Below are 16,830 nucleotides of genomic sequence, written 5' to 3' on the forward strand. Positions count from 1 at the left end.
GGAATATTATCGATTTTATCAATATATACTCCCGGTATAGAAATCGTTCCCGATTTTCCACAACATTGAATAGCTTCTCTGATTACATGAGCTCTATCAGTTTGCAAATAAGCGATTTGTTTGACTCTATCTACAATAGAATCCCATTTAGGACCCGTATGTGCTTCACACCCTACGGCATCAATACACCGTTCTGGACCTAAGCCTCGAGTCATAACCATCAATGCATCATAGACATCCTCATCCTGAAAATTAATGGTTTCTGCATGCCCCAATTGTTCAGCAAGCTCCAGACGCTCGGGGACACAATCAACTGCAATGACCCGTGCCGCTCCCAGCATCCAAGCACTTTGAATGGCAAATTGTCCCACAGGCCCACATCCCCATACCGCTACAGTATCCCCCGGTTGAATGCCACAATTCTCAGCGGCCATATATCCTGTAGGAAAAATATCCGACAAGAAAAGGACCTTTTCATCCGGAATGGAAGCAGGTACTTCAATGGGCCCAATGTTAGAAAAAGGAACACGGACATATTCAGCCTGTCCCCCGGCAAACCCTCCCAAGAGATGAGAGTAGCCAAACATCCCAGCTGGTGTTTGCCCTAATTGCTGGCGTGCCAATTCACCATTAGGATTAGACAGCTCGCAACATGCATACAATTTTTTCTTACAGAAATGGCATTTTCCACAGGAAATCGTAAAGGGAACCACGACTTTACTACCTACTTTAAGTTTATTTTTTCCAGAACCAAGCTCTACTACTTCGCCCATAAATTCATGACCTAAAATATCTCCTTTTTGCATGGTAGGCATCAGGCCATCAAGTAAATGTAAATCCGAACCACAAATTGCAGTAGCTGTTACTTTAATTATGGCATCGTATTCGTTAATGATTTGGGGATCTGGCACATTATCTACATGAATAGACTTTACCCCATGCCAACAGAGTGCTTTCATAGGATTTCCTTATCATTGGACTTGAGTTAACAAACATCAAATAATTGCTTGTTCCTCTATAAGCTTAGATGCAAATGAATGAAGTCTATAATTTTTTACTTCTTTTTAACAACAAGCCTTTCCCTTGGCTTAAATAAAACGTTTAGAAATAACTTTTTTCTAAGTTCATAATCCGATAATAACCGCTTAAAAAGTTCAAACTAAAAACCAAAGGAGGTGATTTATTAAGAGTTGCTGCACGTTTCATGGGTTTGCTGATATGCAAGTTAATTTTTAATTTATTAATGGGGAAGCTCATGGGTGCATTCCGCCGCCTTTCCATACTTAGTTGATCATAGCGAACAATAAAGAAGAGTAAAACTCGAAAGGACACATTATTTTGTAAGAAACTTCTTATGCTCTGTGACAAAAAAAGAACGATAATTTGACAGATATGCCTTATATACTATACTTCAAATGTAGACACAAATTGGCCTTGCGCCAAAATGAGTCTGCTCGGAGCCACCTTAGGGTGGTTTCGTCATTTATACGCTGCGAAAAATCAAAAAAGTGCTGCCCACCAGTTCGAGAAAGGGGTTCAGACGTTACCCCTATTTAAAGGCAAAAGAGTTGATACAGAAAAATATGCTCTGCTAAATGATCAAAAACTTGTTACATCACCCATTGCCGGTGCCTTTGGCCCATATAATTTCCTAAAGAAAATCACGATTCAGGATTGACCTCAGACTCACTCATTTGTTTTTTAAAGGTCTGGAAGGCGGTAGTTAAATCCCTAGCATCTTTGGTTTTAAGACACAGGAAATAAAATATATTTGCTCCTTCTATGAGAATATTTGTACCATTTCCAGCGGGAGATGAAATGTAATAATCCGGTTGTTTTCCATCGACCATAAGACTATTTTTCATCGCTTGAATTCGCATGTCCGGATTTATTTGGTATCTAAAATAAGCAAGAGCATCCATATAGGTGAGAATTTGGATCCGTTCAATATCCTTAAAAGATAAGAACGCCGTATATTGTTTATTTGAATTGGATAAATCAATTGTATTGAAGTTAATTTCAATTCCCTCATTCAAGAGCCTATAAGTAGGTAATTTTAAAACCTTATTAAGAGGTGATGAAATGAAATTAAAAAAATATTTTAGAGGAAATCGGGCCATTATATAGAATAAATAGCCTCCAATTAATCCTAAGAATTGTAAGGAAAAAACTAAATCATGATTAGGCGGGAATAAGGTTTTATACCAGAAGTGGAGAAACTTTCCGGAAAAATAGATAACCGCCGTTAATAAAATAATACTAAATATAACGTGTAAAATAGCATAGGAGGCGGTTGATTTATTATTCTCCTCCCTAGTTGAGAGATTTTTATTTATTTGTAAACCCAGAGAAAGCATAATTAAAATACGGTCCATCATAAAAGCAAGGAAGACCGCAATTGCAGCCCATAAAAAGGGCGATGTATCAGGATTTAAGCCTTTTTTATCAAGCGTACACATTATTAATACACCATTAGCGGTTATTAATAAGATAAGAAATATAATGTAAGATATATTTAGGGAGATCTTTCCGTAATTCATCATTCCACCTATTGATTCTCAAGATTGAGGACCCGTACTTAAAAGGTTCTCAAATAATCTTATAAAATAATGTAATTGTACCCCATGAATCAACAGGAAACCGCCGGCCCTAATCTCAAGACGCATTAGGACCAGATTGATTATCGTACAGTGCCCAGTATAGATATGCCCTTTTTAAAAAGCTTCCAGCCGAAGGTCAATTATCTATTCCATGTATTATAATGCTTATAATCCCAACACTTACCATTCTTACAGTGTTTGTGTACTACAACATGTTTGCAATGCCCGCCGTAACATTTGGTAACATTCCTATTCCAATTCCAGGCTGCATAACTGTTAGCCATAAATCCTGTAGCCATTAAAACGATTATAACTTTCCCCAAAATAGATCGCATAATGAATCCCCTTTCATAAGTTAAGCCTATTTAGTATAGGACACAATCTATATGACTATATAATGCACACTTAAATATATGCATCAACACTAACTTATCAAAGAAAAAATGCTCATTATTGGGAAAAAGGTTTATTAATAAGCAGGAGAGTAAAAGAAGCCATTTAGTCGTTAGACAGGAGCAAGGAAACGGTCTAAATGAAAGAACCTGAAGAGCCCTATCCGGCTCATAATGAGCCATGAGAAATAATAAATGAACGCCAAACAAGTTTGGCGCTGGCTGCTACATTCCTCTTATGCATTAAAGTTATTTTTTAGCGGAAGAGAATCATTAATTTCGAGAGATGTTTGACTTTGCGATGAAGGAGGCATAAATCGGTGCCGTGCTGCAAAAACACTTTCTCCTGTTGTTTTTTTTGCTTCGGACACCAGCGCTTTCTCCTTAGTAACAGTTCGTTCCTCGGGTTTTGTAGAGGAATGATGTATTGTATCGGAAGTGGGTTTGGTAGAAGCTTGCGCCTTGGTTGATTGCATATAATTTATAAACATTTGTTTATAGGAGGTATAAATCGCGGGGGTAACACCTATATCAAAGTCTATAGAAAAAAGTAGACATAATTCTAAATTTCTTAGCTCTGCGCTACTTACCCCTCCTATTTGGGCATAGGTTGATAAAGAGTAGCAATCATCATTTAGAGTCTTATGACTTACGTAAATACAGCTAGTAATAAGACGATGAACATTTGTTAAGGTTAGTTTAGTAGTGGTTGTTTTAAGGTAACGCTCTAAAAGGACGAACATCCCGATTATATCTACTTCCTTCAAGGGAAGGTGTTCTATATGCCGTCTTAAATAATCAGGCACTGAAATAGAAGGAATCTTATTCCCATTAAATGCGGAGCCAGGATTGATTATTTTTTGCTCGGTACTATTTTGAATTTTGGTATTGATAAAAAAAATAACTACATTAGTTAGTTCTTCGAGCTTAGCACCTGTTTTTGGTTTAGGATTTGTATTTCCTGTTTTCATTATCGTTTAATGCGTAAATATAAAGAGCGTATACTCTCATAAATACCTCTCATTAAAAAGAGCGCAGCGAGCGGTAAAGAAATATTTTGAAGGCAAGCTATGGGCTCGGGAGCTCAATGAAGTGAAGCAATATAAATGAACTAGCCAGCTAAACGAACACATCGGATGACAATATTCATGCGCAATTCGACTCAATTAGTTTTTAGGTTAGCAAAAGTTAAATTGACGGTCCTTTTTTACCTCTTTATATTAAAATGAGTCAAAATACCGGGTATTAATTACCTTCTTCTTTTTTTGGATTAATCCATATCCTTAACAGAACGAGTATAATGAAATGTTATTTCGCACTCAACTTTAGCCGAAAGATCTCCCCATTCACTTCAATCGTATCTCCTGAAATCATCTTTTTTCTTTTCTGTTTTTCTATTATGCCGTTTACCAATACAGTACCAGCAGCTATCATATCCTTAGCTTCGGCTCCACTCGAGGCGAGACCTTCAAATTTAAGAATTTTAAAGAGTTCCACATGTTCTTTATTAATAAAAACATCCTTCATATTATTTATTGCTCCATTATGAATTGTCGTAATCTTTATTTTTTAATAAATCACGATAAAGGGTTTCAATTTTAGTTCTTGCCCACGGTGTTTTGCGCAGGAATTTAAGACTGGAATTAATGCTGGGGTTCGAAGAAAAACAGTTAATCTTGACTCTCTCTGCCAAGCCTTCCCAGCCATAATAACTCACCAAAGTGTTTAAAATAGCCTCTAGGGTAATGCCGTGTAATGGATCATTAGAAGTTCTGTTCATCAACTATACCTTTTTTATCGTAGCGTGGGGTTTTAGCCTAGCCCCGAATTAAACTTTTACCCAAATCACTCATGCTCATCCTCCCATAAATCCTAACAATAGATTGCTATCAGCTGCCAACAATCTCCGCCAGTTCCAGGAATCAGGCTCCTTCTATTGAGTTTTTAGCAAAATGACTATCATTTTTGCTTTTCCATGTATGATTCAACCTGTTTAATATATTCTGTTGGCTACAACTTGGGCTTTTTTATTAGTGCAGAGTATGACCCAACAGGGTTTGATGTCAACCCATGAGGGGTGATTTAAAGTTACCTCCTCTTCATTATTAATCACCAAAATCTGTCCTGTTACGTCTATTCTATTAAATAGCAAATAAAGCAGCTAAATCTTAATAGGTAACTCTTCTTCGCATCAAAGCTTCTTGCACTTAGAGATAATGGAATTTATTCAAATATGCTTCACGATAAATCACGGGGCATAGCTTAAATCCAGAACAGAGACATTTTCAATTTCGGATGTTCTCTAAGAGGATATATACCTGACGATACCGATGTTATTGATTACTTTGAGAAATCTTTGTACACTTAGTTCTTACATCCTCATTTAAGTTGTCTAACGTTCCATGAATCGTTCAAGCATCACCCTGTTTAAAAAAATTTTTTACGCAGTAGAGACTTTTCAAACAAAAGAGTTTCGCGATTTCTTCGTAGATAACTTAATGGATCAATTTAACGTGAACTTAAATACTGATTGGATTCAGTGGCTAATTGATACCAATAATTATCTCTCTAGGCATTACACCGACGGGCTCCCTGATATCGAGGGGGTCCGCTCATTTCATGAGGTTTTGGCTGAATTACTAGCAGGGTATGATGAAGAAGTTAATCCAGATTCAGACCAGGAACTCTATAAGTCCAGCCTATACAGACGAGATATCCTTCTTTTAAGACAATATAATTTCCAATCTTTTCCGTTGATTAAGAAACAGATTAATCCTGAAGAAAATCTTCCTATGTGTAAAAATTCATATTACAGGTGTGACTTTTTATTCGAACAGATTTTCTCTCCTCGGGAAGTCCTTACCCCCGTTGATAATATAGACTCTCCCTGCATGAGCAATCATTTAAAATATCTAGAGGATCCACATTTTATAGAGATAATTAACTATTTTAAAACTCATCCAGGCAATAAGGTTAAATTTGCAGGTATTAGCGCTACCAAGGGTGGTATTTTCAATGTTTTACACATAATTTTGGATCAAAAAGCCCAAATTCGATTCTTAGGTGGAATTACTCCCTCCCTACAGGATACCTCCGCATATAAACATGGCCCTATTTTTATGACCACGTCAAATTGGGACAAGCTTACCCCTACGCATGTTTACGATATCAATATTTCCAATTTGCAATTTATTATTCCTAATTTACAAGTAAAAGAAGAGTTACACCAATTATTAATTAATGCAGAAGCAAAAGGTTTAATATCAAAAGAAGAAGTTCATCGCTTGCTGGACAATCAAATTGTAACCTACCAAGAATACCAGGATCATATTTATGGTATAGATAATCCCCCACCAACGAGTGGGACTTCTGATTCGGCTTCTAATACCATGAGTGAGCTTATCAGCTCTTGGCCCCTTACTCCCCACTCACCCTTAGTAAAACATAGTCTTTTTCCACCTATATCGAGCAATCCTCTCGGAATTGAGCGTGCTCTCGATAGAATATTTAATTAAGAGTTAATTCGAGTTGTTGCCTCATTAAAGACTTAAGGAAACTCTACTATTGACGCTTGTCACACAACACCGAGGCTAAGAAATCAGCGTGCGAGTTACACAGCTCCCTCTTACGGAATGAATTTTTCCAAGCATTGAATCATCCTGGGGACTGAACCATCGCAGAATTTACAAGAAAGCGGCCTGCTGGGAGCACTCCACGCTCAAGCCCCATTCCACTATTAGTTCCTCTACATCCCGTAATTCAGTACCCTCTCACGCCCCAGTAAAATTAGGAAAATCATTTTGATACGATAGTCCCCTTTATTCAGGATTCTAAAGAAACTTGGAGGTACATTTTATAGGGACTTTCTAAATTTAATAATCTATAAATGATTTTTAACAGCGCAATTGTATTGGTATAATCCATCCTCTTTTGTATAATAAACAGCCATGTTTTATAGAGAGACTGTTATGGGTATTTTAATTGATGCGGTGCTTAGCGGAGATATGGAGCGAGTACGAATTTGTATTGAAGAGAATTACAACATTAATGAGATAGACGAATTAGGCAATAACGCATTAATCCTATCCATAGAGAATGGATTAATTGACGCTGTTCCAATATTGATTAAGGGCGGCATAGATGTAAATCATGCGAATCACGATAAAGAAACCGCATTAGCATCGGCTGCGCAGGCTGGTTTTGTAGACGTATTGAGGATGCTTCTTGATGCAGGTGCAGATGTAGACCACTCGCTTAAGGGTGGCGAAACGGCTTTAACAAGAGCAATTTACTGCCTATTTGGCCATTATGCTGCTGCAAAAGAATTGCTGCGTGAAGGAGCTAATGTCAATATTGCCAATGAAGACGCTAGTACAGTCCTAATTGAAACAGCAAAACTCGGGTTTACAGAGACATTGGAAATGTTGATTAAGCACCATGCGGACGTAAACAAAGTTGACTGTAAAGGAAATAATGCGCTTATTGAAGCTGCAAGGAAAAATCACAGAGAATGTGTGCAGATATTGCTTAAGCATAGAGCTAAGCTAAATCATGTAAATAATCATGGTAATAACGCATTAATGGAAACTCTAAGCTACTGTCACAATGAAATTGTGACCGAATTGATTACTGAAGGGATTGATGTAACACAAATTAACAAGATAAAAGACAGCGCCTTAACATTGGCTGCTAAAGCGCTCGAAAGTGATTTATTAAATCCCGAATCCGTAGAAGAAATAATGCAGGCATTGGTTAATGCCGGCTCAGATCCAGAACAATTTATCCCTAGGTTTATTGAAAGTCGAAGTACTCCTTCCCAAAAGTGGTTGAGATTTTTTAGACCAGAAGTAAGTTCTGTTAATGATGTTATAGAGTCATCTTTTCCAGCGCAACTGGTCTGATAAGCTCTCTAGTTGCGTGTGCTCATATTCCAGCAGGGGCTTAGAGATCACAGCGCCTACAGGAGCAATTAAGAGGATGGATATTATCCACTGATTTGAAGAGATTACCACGACAAACTTAAAGGAATATAGTTTTTTGAGTTCCGACTCCCGCTATTCTAGGTACTGGTAAAATAAGTCAGATTGACACCACTGCATCTACTTACTTTTCCAGACAACTTTTTGCGACAAAACCAGTTCTTAAATCAGGTTAATAATAGTTCTTTAGGTTTTGCGCTAAGCAACTCCAAAATAAGTTCAATATAAGAATGATTTGGATGCTTATTTTTTAATAAACTTAAGTGTCGCTCCACCGTGCGACGAGAAATATTTAAATGATCGGCAATCTCTTGGGCAGAATGTCCCTGAGAAAGCCCATATAAAACTTGCTTTTGTCGGCGACTTAACGTCTTAAAAAGAGGCGAATCAATATGCGCATCGAGAAGATATTCTTGCGTTATAAAGTTACATTTATTTTTCAGAATCTGTTGTTGGTTTTGTAATAAACTCACCGCTTGTTCACCCCAAGGCGAATCGCTGCCTTTTTTATACCGTAGTAAGCTGACTGCCGATGCATCTTGAATCAACTCCTGTTTAGTAGAGGTAAACTCACTAATGAAGCGATCCAAAAAAGAAAAATTATTAATAAAAAATTGCGGTAGATGCGGATTTTTTTGAGAGCCGGAAAAAAAATAAAAGGCGGTGGATTCTTCCCGTCGACGGCTTATGGTTAGGCCATAATGATTCTCATAGAAACTCAGGCCAAATTGCATAATCGGCTGTTCAGAGTGCTCTTCCCATAGCGAATATTCATCATGAAGAAATAACGAGGGCTTGTTATCATAGAAGCTGCTTTGATAAAGCTCGTATTGATAATAATCTCGTACCCATAATGGATTATTACATAAATACACTTGCCTATTATCATCGTAGTTAATCATGACATTAAACAAATGAATACCCAATTGTTGTAGTGGTTTGCAATAATCATTCAATCCTTCAGATAAAATAATCATTTGCTGTATTTCATCAGTCTGTTTCATTGGTGTAGGTAGAAAGTTTTATTGCCACTGTATCGCAATTTACCACTAGTTTAAATACGTAAAAACACGCAATAAACGGGAATCCGTAGGCTCATTTTTCACAAATTGAGTATTTTTACGAAATTATTTTTCCCTATTGCCACGGTACACTAGGAGTTGCTCTTTGTTTATCAAACAGACACGAGCATTCACTTTTACAAGGAGTTTTTATGAAAAGAGTTATTTGTTTAATATCAGGGGTTATTGCCTCTTACGGTCTGCATGCTGCAGAATGGGAAGTTCTCAACTCAATTAATTTCAATGCATATACGCATCAAACTCAGAATGGATTTATTGTTGAAAAAGACAGTATCTTCAAGCTAGACAAGAAAATTGACCTCTCTAACGGTGTAATAAAAAATAAATTCACTCAATACTATAAGGGAGTTCCTGTTTTTGCGTCCCAACTAAGTAGTACTGGTGATAATAATGACGATTGGTCGGGGCGCTTTTTAGCGAATATAGAAAAGGATCTGCCTGATACTCAACCAACAATTACTGCGCGAGAAGCAATTAGCTTAGCAAGAAAAGCGCATGCAAGTCACAATCCAACTGATTCAGAACAAGCAGACTTATTTGTAATGTTGGATAAGCAAACCAACAAAGCTAAATTAGTTTATCGTGTTTCCTTTATGATTCGAGATGAACATCCACAACGCCCTCATTTTATTATTAATGCGAAGACCCCACAAATAATCGAGCAATGGGACGGATTAACCACTCGAGATGCTCAAGGTCCTGGTGGGAATGAAAAGACAGGCTCTTACTATTATGGACGTGATTTTAGCCCTCTGTCAGTAAGCGATGCTTGTGAAATGAAAACCGATAAAGTGGAAACTTATAATTTAAATGGCCAGACCAGTGGAGAGGTGCTCTTTAAATTTGCTTGTCCAGAAAATACTTATAAATCCGTTAATGGTGCTTATTCCCCCCTTAACGATGCTCATTATTTTGGCAATATTGTGTTTGATATGTATAAAACCTGGTTTAATATTAGCCCATTAAAAACCAAGTTAAAATTAAGAGTTCATTACGGGCAAAGTTACGAAAATGCATTTTGGGATGGCCAGCAGATGACTTTCGGTGATGGTGGAAGATCACTCTATCCTCTCACGAGCTTAGATGTTGTTGCTCATGAAGTAAGCCATGGAGTGACTGAACAAAACTCTAATTTAAATTATCAATACCAATCAGGTGCTATTAATGAGGCTTTTTCAGACATGGCTGGTGAAGTTGCTGAATATTATATGCAACACCAACAAGGCAAAGAAAATGACTGGATGGTTGGTGCGTCCATTATGAAAGGCGGGGCAACTACAGCCATGCGTTATTTTGACCGCCCAAGTAAAGATGGAATGTCTATTGAGCATGCTAGAGATTATAATAACTCCTTAAATGTACATTATACTTCCGGGGTTTATAATAAGGCATTTTATACCCTGGCAACCAAAGATAATTGGGGTATAAAAAAGGCATTTGAAGTGTTTTTAGTTGCTAATCAAGTGTATTGGACTCCTGATGCCACTTACGATTCTGCTGCATGTGGTGTAGTCAAAGCCGCACACGACTTAAATTATGAGACAACTGATGTCGTCTCCAGCTTCAATGTCGTTGGTGTGAATGGGAACTGTATCCCGACACCTAACCCAGACCCTAATCCGCAGCCCGCTCCCACAGAGATTGAGCTCAAAAATGGTCAAATTGTGGATGGACTAACAATGGCACCAAATCTAGAGAAACGCTTTAAGATCAAAGTACCCGTATTAAGAACCTATCCATATACTTATAAGTATTTTATAGTCCGTCTGTTTAATGATGCTGGAGACACTAAGCGCCTAGGAGAGTTATTTGTTCGTTACGATTTTGAAGGCGTAGTTAAAGAAACCGCTTTAAAGAAAGTAGCCAATAATGATGAACTATTTTATATAGTATTACCTTCTGCCGGTTATTATCATATATTAGTCAAGGGTAAACAAACTGGGGTATTATCCTTACAAGCTTATTATGGTAATTGATGACTTAATGCAGGTAGTTCTTTTGGGCTAATAGATGTAGATTTATAATTTGAACTGTAGCTATGTTTTTGCAGCATGCACGTTGCAAATAGCCTACAGATTCTTTTACCTAAAATAAATAGTGGTTCGCAATGGGAAAAGAGAAAACCGAGCTAAGCTCCTTTTTAATTGATATCAAACCTCAGACAACTATCGTTTGTGAAGAGATTATTGAGCGCCTTAATCAGAGGCTAAAAGAACATCTGTTCACTACAGCGTACAACAACATTGGCATGTTTTTTCAACAACGACAGTCAGCGCCCAACTTTCAGTTAGATTCTTTCGCGCATTATGAGCAATTTTCCTCAGGAAATTGCATTGGTCTTACTTTGGGCCTAATTCAACATATTCTAAATTACTGCCGTAACTGGGAAGCCATCATGAGACTGCCTCCGATGTATGTTATTCCAGCCACATTACCTTCCCACTATGAGCGTACTGAGGAATTCGGTCACGTTGCCTTATTGGTAGCGTGCTCTGATGGTCTAATATTACTCGACTCTGGTTTTCATCTTCATCAAGGGATAGTCTTAAAAAACGATGAAGAGGTTTCATTATCCGTTGGAGATAAAACCTGGCGCTTTCGTTTAGAACAACAAATTCATCCAGTTGATAAAAAAATACTACGAGGAACAATTCAAGCCTCCGTCGAAACCTCTCGTTTTGGACGCGAGCAATTTCAGTATACTTTACGTCATATATCAAATCCTGATGGCATCATTTTAAAAAGGAATATGGTCGATGCACGTAGAGTTTCTTATGTACGAAGAGATTGGGATGGCTTACAAACAAACCATGTCACTGTTTGTTTACGGGAGCAATCTATTAAAATGGCCTTTCTTAAAAAGGACCGTATTTCTTACCAAAAAATAGAACTTAGCTTTACCGAGTGTCACCATGCTGGTCTAGATTTTTATTTACAACTTTATGGCTGCCCTCCCTCCTTAGTAAGGCAAATCAGCTCACTTATACAGCCTTATATTCAAAGCCCAACAGCAGAGCTTGCTGAGAAGAACCCCATTATTATTAGAGCTCTGGGTTAAATTACACGTTGGAAGTAATGCGAATTAGCCCTTTCAAATGGATTTGATCGCACCCTAATAAATCCTTAAGTAAAAAGTTATACACTAGTACTAATAATATAGGGAATTAAAATTTAAACGATCCCAGAAAAACAAAATCAATGAAATGAGTAGGTGCTGGACGCGACAACATACTTCGCATTGATGATGGAATTCTGGATACTCGGATCTCTAAAATTTATAATGAGCTTGCATTTGTGGGTTTCTAATTTGATAGGTTGTTTAAAATGCAAAAAAAAATAATGAGCGAGGCCAGTATAGAGAAAAAAGGCAGATTTCAGGAGGATGCTAAACGGCTCGTTTTTTTTAACCAAACTTTAGCTACCATAACTTCTACCATCAATAGAGGGGTTTTATTCGCCCAGGTAGTGGAAGTCCTTGAAGTGCCTTTTGAAAAACCATTTTCTGGTCCAATAAATACCTTTAATAATGGCGCTTATAGTCTTTATAGCTTAGCGGTTACATTACCTGGAAAGGCTTTTACCCTAATTCCTGCAAAGGCAGTTAAGCAAGTTCCAGGAATCCAATATCTTGAATCGGCAATCGGCCATGCACAACCTGCTCACAAATTCACTAGAGACGTTATAGAAGTAGCAGGTCCATTACTTGCAAAATCAGTTTTTTATACTTTAGATAAATTAACAAAAGGAGCAACGGACTTATCTGGCTTACAAAGTATAGTAAGACAAAGAAAATCCAGTTCAAGTTTCACTAAGCTGCATCATAATATTCGTAGCTCTTTAGATAGGGACGCAAAAATCAGGGGTCTTGATGGTAATATTGAAGAAGTAAAATCTCGCACTTATGCTCTTGCGACACGAATCACTGAACCAGTGAGACTGCTTCAAGGGGCAGCTTATACAATCATAGATGGGGCTCAAGGATATGCTTCCTGGAAGCAAGTATCTATAGAACGAGCAGCAAATATTGCAGAAATTTCTGGCTATCCGCTAATCTCCATGGGTTTAAATGGCGCACAAATGGCTGTTAATTTGAACACTATGCTGCAAATGAGTAGCAGCATCTTAAATTTCTATGACGTAGTGAAAGCTACGAATCGAGTACATCAAGTGGGTTTGGGTTCCTATAGTCTAGAAGAAATTAAGACTATAGTACTCGCTAACACCCCAGAATTTCCTACCCCTGCAGATTGGGAGATAGATTCATTTGACTCCAGAGCACAGGTTTATGGTGCAGCTCTTGAAGCCATTGATTTACCAGCACAAGCCGCAGAATTAACGGAAAAAGTCATTTCAAACCTATGCAATGCAAGTGCAAAGTCAGCTAAATTGATTATTGAGTCAGTTGGCCCCACAGTGTCAGGATTAGTAATTGGGGCCAAGTATTATGAGGGATTACCCAATATCCTCCCCAATTACCCCGCACCAGATCCATTATTTCCTTTAGCTCCCAGCACAAGTAAGCCTATAGTTCATGAGCATTTTGATGCAGTGGGAATGGCTGTAACAGCAATCTGCTCTGATATTTGTTTGCACCTAGGCTTACATCTAGCATCTAAAATAACTGCCCCTTTTTTTTCCGGGGTCGCCAAGCAAGCTATCCGGTCGCAATTGTCACCCTACGAAGCTCAAATCAGAACATTAATAGAACAGCAAATAAAAGAAAAGCTAAAAGGTTATCTATTCAATGTAGATGAAATTGCTAAATTAGACACGGAACAAGCTAAAACACAGATTCAGATAGGTGCGGAGGGTGTTGAACTCTTTTTGTTCGCAGGAAAAACCACGAAAGATTTGGGGAAAAATTTGTATAATTTATTCTATCCAAAGGCATCTGAAGCAGAGCCAAAGAACACTATCTCTGAGTGCAAAAAAGGGAATATAGTAGAATTTACCTTTGATTCTGCAAGCAAAGCTCTTGAATCCGCAGGTGAGGCAACCATGAGCTTTCTAGAAGATCCAATCAAAGCTTCTTACAATTTTACATTATTTGCGGCAAAGGGAGCAAATTCCATTTTGTCTAATCATTTTGCATCAGGGAAGAAAAGGGATACGCGTTTAATGAATGCAGCTAAATTAAGCTGATCGGCATTTTCAAGTGATTTATTCCGGTTATATTGAAACCATTGTTACGGACACGGGTAGCAATAGTTTATCACATACTCCTTATATACTATGGCGCAAAGTACTGCACCTTGTGGGGTGAGTTTTAGTGGCATCAACCTTTCTTCTGACGCAGCCTCACTCGCACGTAGTCTTGATGCAGCTGTTACCTGGAATTATCTAGAATCCATTATTTAACAGTTGGCTAATTATGGAGTATTGGGCCCCAATACAGTTAATCCAACGGGTAATAAAACACATTCGGGACAACACCTCCTTCTCTATTCTCATTGGCAGATAAAATAGTTACAAAAATTATCATTATTCAATTCAAGTGCTATACTTACTTCTAACCAGCAGTACAAAATGTTTGAGCCGATAAGCTTTTTATGGAGAGCGTTCTGTTGTCAGCGTTGTGCTATATCACGTTAATCGTGGGAAGCCTGAACTGACACGTTTGCACCCCACCTAAACCCTAGGGTTCAAAGTTTTGTTCTGCTGGATTCTTTTATACCTTTCTATTACTTCTTTATCTAATAAGTTCGCTTTTAATAATCCGAACTGTTCTGGTTATTTATATCAAATACATCAAAATAAATGTTTATCACTGCACTTTTTTTAGAAGATTCAAAGGAATTAGCATCCATACGCGGAGGCGCTCTACCCGTGATAAACAATCCCAAGGACGAAGGCCACCTAAGTAGCCTTACAGCAGCCTACATAAAAGTATATGAAATATTAATAAGCAATTTCTCGCACACACGCTACAGCATAAGCATTAACTTTATTGCCAAGTACTTGGCTATGATTATTAAATATCCAAAAATAAGCGCCTGGGCCTGGACCGCCTCCGGTTTGCTGTGTGGAGCTCCAATAAGTAGAAAAGCCTATAGCATCATTTCCAAATCCTAATTGTACTAAGTTAGTATCAATATTATCTACAGCAGGCGACCCTCCCAGTTGCTGAATTGCAGGTAAATACCATGTACCCACTGGCGCTCCTCCACTTGTATTATTATAACAATTCAAAGCGGCATTCGCACCGATTCCTGGTGTGTTGATAATAAGGTTAGTATTACTTGCACCATTAGTTAAACTTATTGCAGAAGTTATACCCGGAGCGCCCCATCTTTCATCTGGAAGATCAGATGAATCTCTTACCGTGGCAGTTCCTAAAGTGGTATTAATCGAAAACACATAATAACCTGAAATAGTAAATGCTATAGCAATCGAGGGAGGAGAAGAGATATTGTTTCCTGTTACAGCGATATTGCCTTGGGCTATATAAGGGAGGGGACTTGAAAAATGTAATTGGCAAGAATTTCCAGGAGTTATGTTCAGACACTCACTAGAATCTTGAATTACATTATTCCAGGTTGGAGGAAGTACTGCTGATACATTTTGGGCATCAAGCGTCCCAGTATTAGTTACCGTCAGCGTACTAGACCCTGTATTTGCTTGAATCGTGACTGTTGGTGAGCTTACAGATAACGTCGTAGTATCTATACAGTTTACCTCTACATTTACTATATCAGCATTACCTATTATTCCTGAACTATTGATGATCGTACAAAGCTGATTTACGGGTTGAGTGAGTACACTCACGTTATAGGGACTGCCTTCCGCTATAACAGTGGGAAAAGTAAAGTTACCACTCGTGTCTAAGTTAAGATTATCGGCACCGTTATTTTGTAAAACAAGTGTACCTGTAAGCCCCGTTACCAAGCCACCAACACTATGTGTATTAGTTCCACAGCTTACTACAACATTAGTTACGTTGTTACCTCCCATCACTCCGATACCATTAGCTACGGTACACGTTTGATTTACTGGGTGAGTTTGTATCGTCACGTTGTAAGAACTGCCTTCCGCTATGGGTGTCGGAAAAGTAAAGCTTCCATTAGCATTTTGAATGAGCTGATCGACACCATTGTTTTGTAGTCCTACCGCGCCTAGCAAACCGGTTATAGTGCCACCTACGGTATGAGTAAAAGTGCAACTTATTGCCTCCATATTAAAATAGGATGAATTGGTATTACTTCCCTTTACTACGATATTAAATAATGAAAAAGCCACCGGAGCATTGGTGTAAAAAACAATAGTGCAACTTTGATAGGGTGGCAGCGAAGCGGGACATTGATTATGTTGAATAACATAATTGGTGAAATTTGGATCTATAGAAAAAGCGCTGATATTCTTTGCATTTAATTTTGAGTTGTTTTTAATAGTAATTTTACCTGGAGTAGGTAGACATTGAGCTAAATTTTGGCTGACCGTAATTGAGCAATTTTGCAGAAAGCTAGAGCAGCTTCCAAATTCATCGTTTTTAATAATTTCTAAATTTATTAAATCATATGAAGTCGCCCATAAAAATGTTGGAGCCAGTAGGATAGCAAAGATTAAGAAAAGTTTTTTCATTATCATCCGTAATATAACAAGAGTTTTGAGAGGTCTTAAATTTTACCCTGTTACGGTGAATAAAAAAATCCACCACTAAGCTTTTAATATATCGACGGTTTTACCCAAGACAGAAGAAGCGCTTTTTAGCTTAGATTCATTAAAATTCTTTAATTAAATATTGCCTTTTTTTGTTGGTAAGCCGACATGATAAAGTGTC

General features: G+C 37.8%; 13 protein-coding genes. 6 read left to right on the top strand and 7 right to left on the bottom strand.

Features of this window, described 5'->3' with window-relative positions; genetic code table 11:
* Positions 1-959, bottom strand: a 959-nt coding sequence (locus ACD661_RS11765) for a zinc-dependent alcohol dehydrogenase (RefSeq protein WP_400188059.1), incomplete at its 3' end; no start/stop codon positions are given.
* A 485-nt stretch (positions 960-1,444) separates the two neighbouring features.
* Here ACD661_RS11765 and ACD661_RS11770 point away from each other — a divergent pair.
* A complete protein-coding gene (locus tag ACD661_RS11770; RefSeq protein ID WP_400188060.1) occupies positions 1,445-1,678 on the top strand; it encodes a hypothetical protein in 234 nt (77 codons plus the stop codon).
* On the opposite strand, the gene ACD661_RS11775 is transcribed toward ACD661_RS11770, so the two are convergent.
* The 4 genes from ACD661_RS11775 to ACD661_RS11790 all read right to left on the bottom strand — a co-directional run bounded on the left by ACD661_RS11775 (position 1,662) and on the right by ACD661_RS11790 (position 4,772).
* Complete coding sequence (locus ACD661_RS11775; protein ID WP_400188061.1) at positions 1,662-2,459, bottom strand: hypothetical protein; 798 nt, start codon at positions 2,457-2,459, stop codon at positions 1,662-1,664. The two genes, ACD661_RS11770 and ACD661_RS11775, sit on opposite strands and share 17 nt — an antisense overlap.
* A gap of 769 nt (positions 2,460-3,228) precedes the next feature.
* The gene (locus ACD661_RS11780; protein WP_400188062.1) at positions 3,229-3,963 is read right to left on the bottom strand and encodes a cyclin; all 735 of its coding nucleotides are present in this window, start codon (positions 3,961-3,963) and stop codon (positions 3,229-3,231) included.
* A gap of 337 nt (positions 3,964-4,300) precedes the next feature.
* Positions 4,301-4,519 (bottom strand): RNA-binding S4 domain-containing protein, encoded by a 219-nt coding sequence (locus ACD661_RS11785; protein WP_400188063.1) that lies wholly within the window; start codon positions 4,517-4,519, stop codon positions 4,301-4,303.
* Positions 4,520-4,535: 16 nt separating this feature from the next.
* The gene (locus tag ACD661_RS11790) at positions 4,536-4,772 is read right to left on the bottom strand and encodes a VF530 family protein (protein WP_400188064.1); all 237 of its coding nucleotides are present in this window, start codon (positions 4,770-4,772) and stop codon (positions 4,536-4,538) included.
* A 622-nt stretch (positions 4,773-5,394) separates the two neighbouring features.
* On the opposite strand from ACD661_RS11790, the gene ACD661_RS11795 reads away from it, so the two are divergent.
* Together ACD661_RS11795 and ACD661_RS11800 are read left to right on the top strand one after the other, a co-directional pair.
* Positions 5,395-6,507, top strand: a complete 1,113-nt coding sequence (locus ACD661_RS11795; protein WP_400188065.1) for a hypothetical protein — start codon at positions 5,395-5,397, stop codon at positions 6,505-6,507.
* A gap of 453 nt (positions 6,508-6,960) precedes the next feature.
* A complete protein-coding gene (locus ACD661_RS11800; RefSeq protein WP_400188066.1) occupies positions 6,961-7,893 on the top strand; it encodes an ankyrin repeat domain-containing protein in 933 nt (310 codons plus the stop codon).
* Positions 7,894-8,138: 245 nt separating this feature from the next.
* Here the strand turns inward: ACD661_RS11800 and ACD661_RS11805 are convergent, their stop codons facing one another.
* Entirely contained in the window at positions 8,139-8,975 is an 837-nt protein-coding gene (locus tag ACD661_RS11805; RefSeq protein WP_400188067.1) for a helix-turn-helix transcriptional regulator, read from the bottom strand.
* A 209-nt stretch (positions 8,976-9,184) separates the two neighbouring features.
* Here ACD661_RS11805 and ACD661_RS11810 point away from each other — a divergent pair, with 209 nt between their 5' ends.
* The 3 genes from ACD661_RS11810 (at position 9,185) to ACD661_RS11820 (ending at position 14,195) form a co-directional block, all read left to right on the top strand.
* A complete protein-coding gene (locus ACD661_RS11810) occupies positions 9,185-11,029 on the top strand; it encodes a M4 family metallopeptidase (protein ID WP_400188068.1) in 1,845 nt (614 codons plus the stop codon).
* Positions 11,030-11,160: 131 nt separating this feature from the next.
* Positions 11,161-12,111 (top strand): hypothetical protein, encoded by a 951-nt coding sequence (locus tag ACD661_RS11815; RefSeq protein ID WP_400188069.1) that lies wholly within the window; start codon positions 11,161-11,163, stop codon positions 12,109-12,111.
* Between the two features lie 266 nt (positions 12,112-12,377).
* A complete protein-coding gene (locus tag ACD661_RS11820) occupies positions 12,378-14,195 on the top strand; it encodes a hypothetical protein (protein WP_400188070.1) in 1,818 nt (605 codons plus the stop codon).
* A gap of 756 nt (positions 14,196-14,951) precedes the next feature.
* Here the strand turns inward: ACD661_RS11820 and ACD661_RS11825 are convergent.
* On the bottom strand, positions 14,952-16,631 hold the full coding sequence (locus ACD661_RS11825) for a hypothetical protein (RefSeq protein WP_400188071.1): 1,680 nt from the start codon (positions 16,629-16,631) through the stop codon (positions 14,952-14,954).
* Between the last annotated feature and the right edge of the window lie 199 nt (positions 16,632-16,830).

Source organism: Legionella lytica (genome assembly GCF_044626755.1).
Classification (GTDB): domain Bacteria; phylum Pseudomonadota; class Gammaproteobacteria; order Legionellales; family Legionellaceae; genus Legionella; species Legionella lytica_A.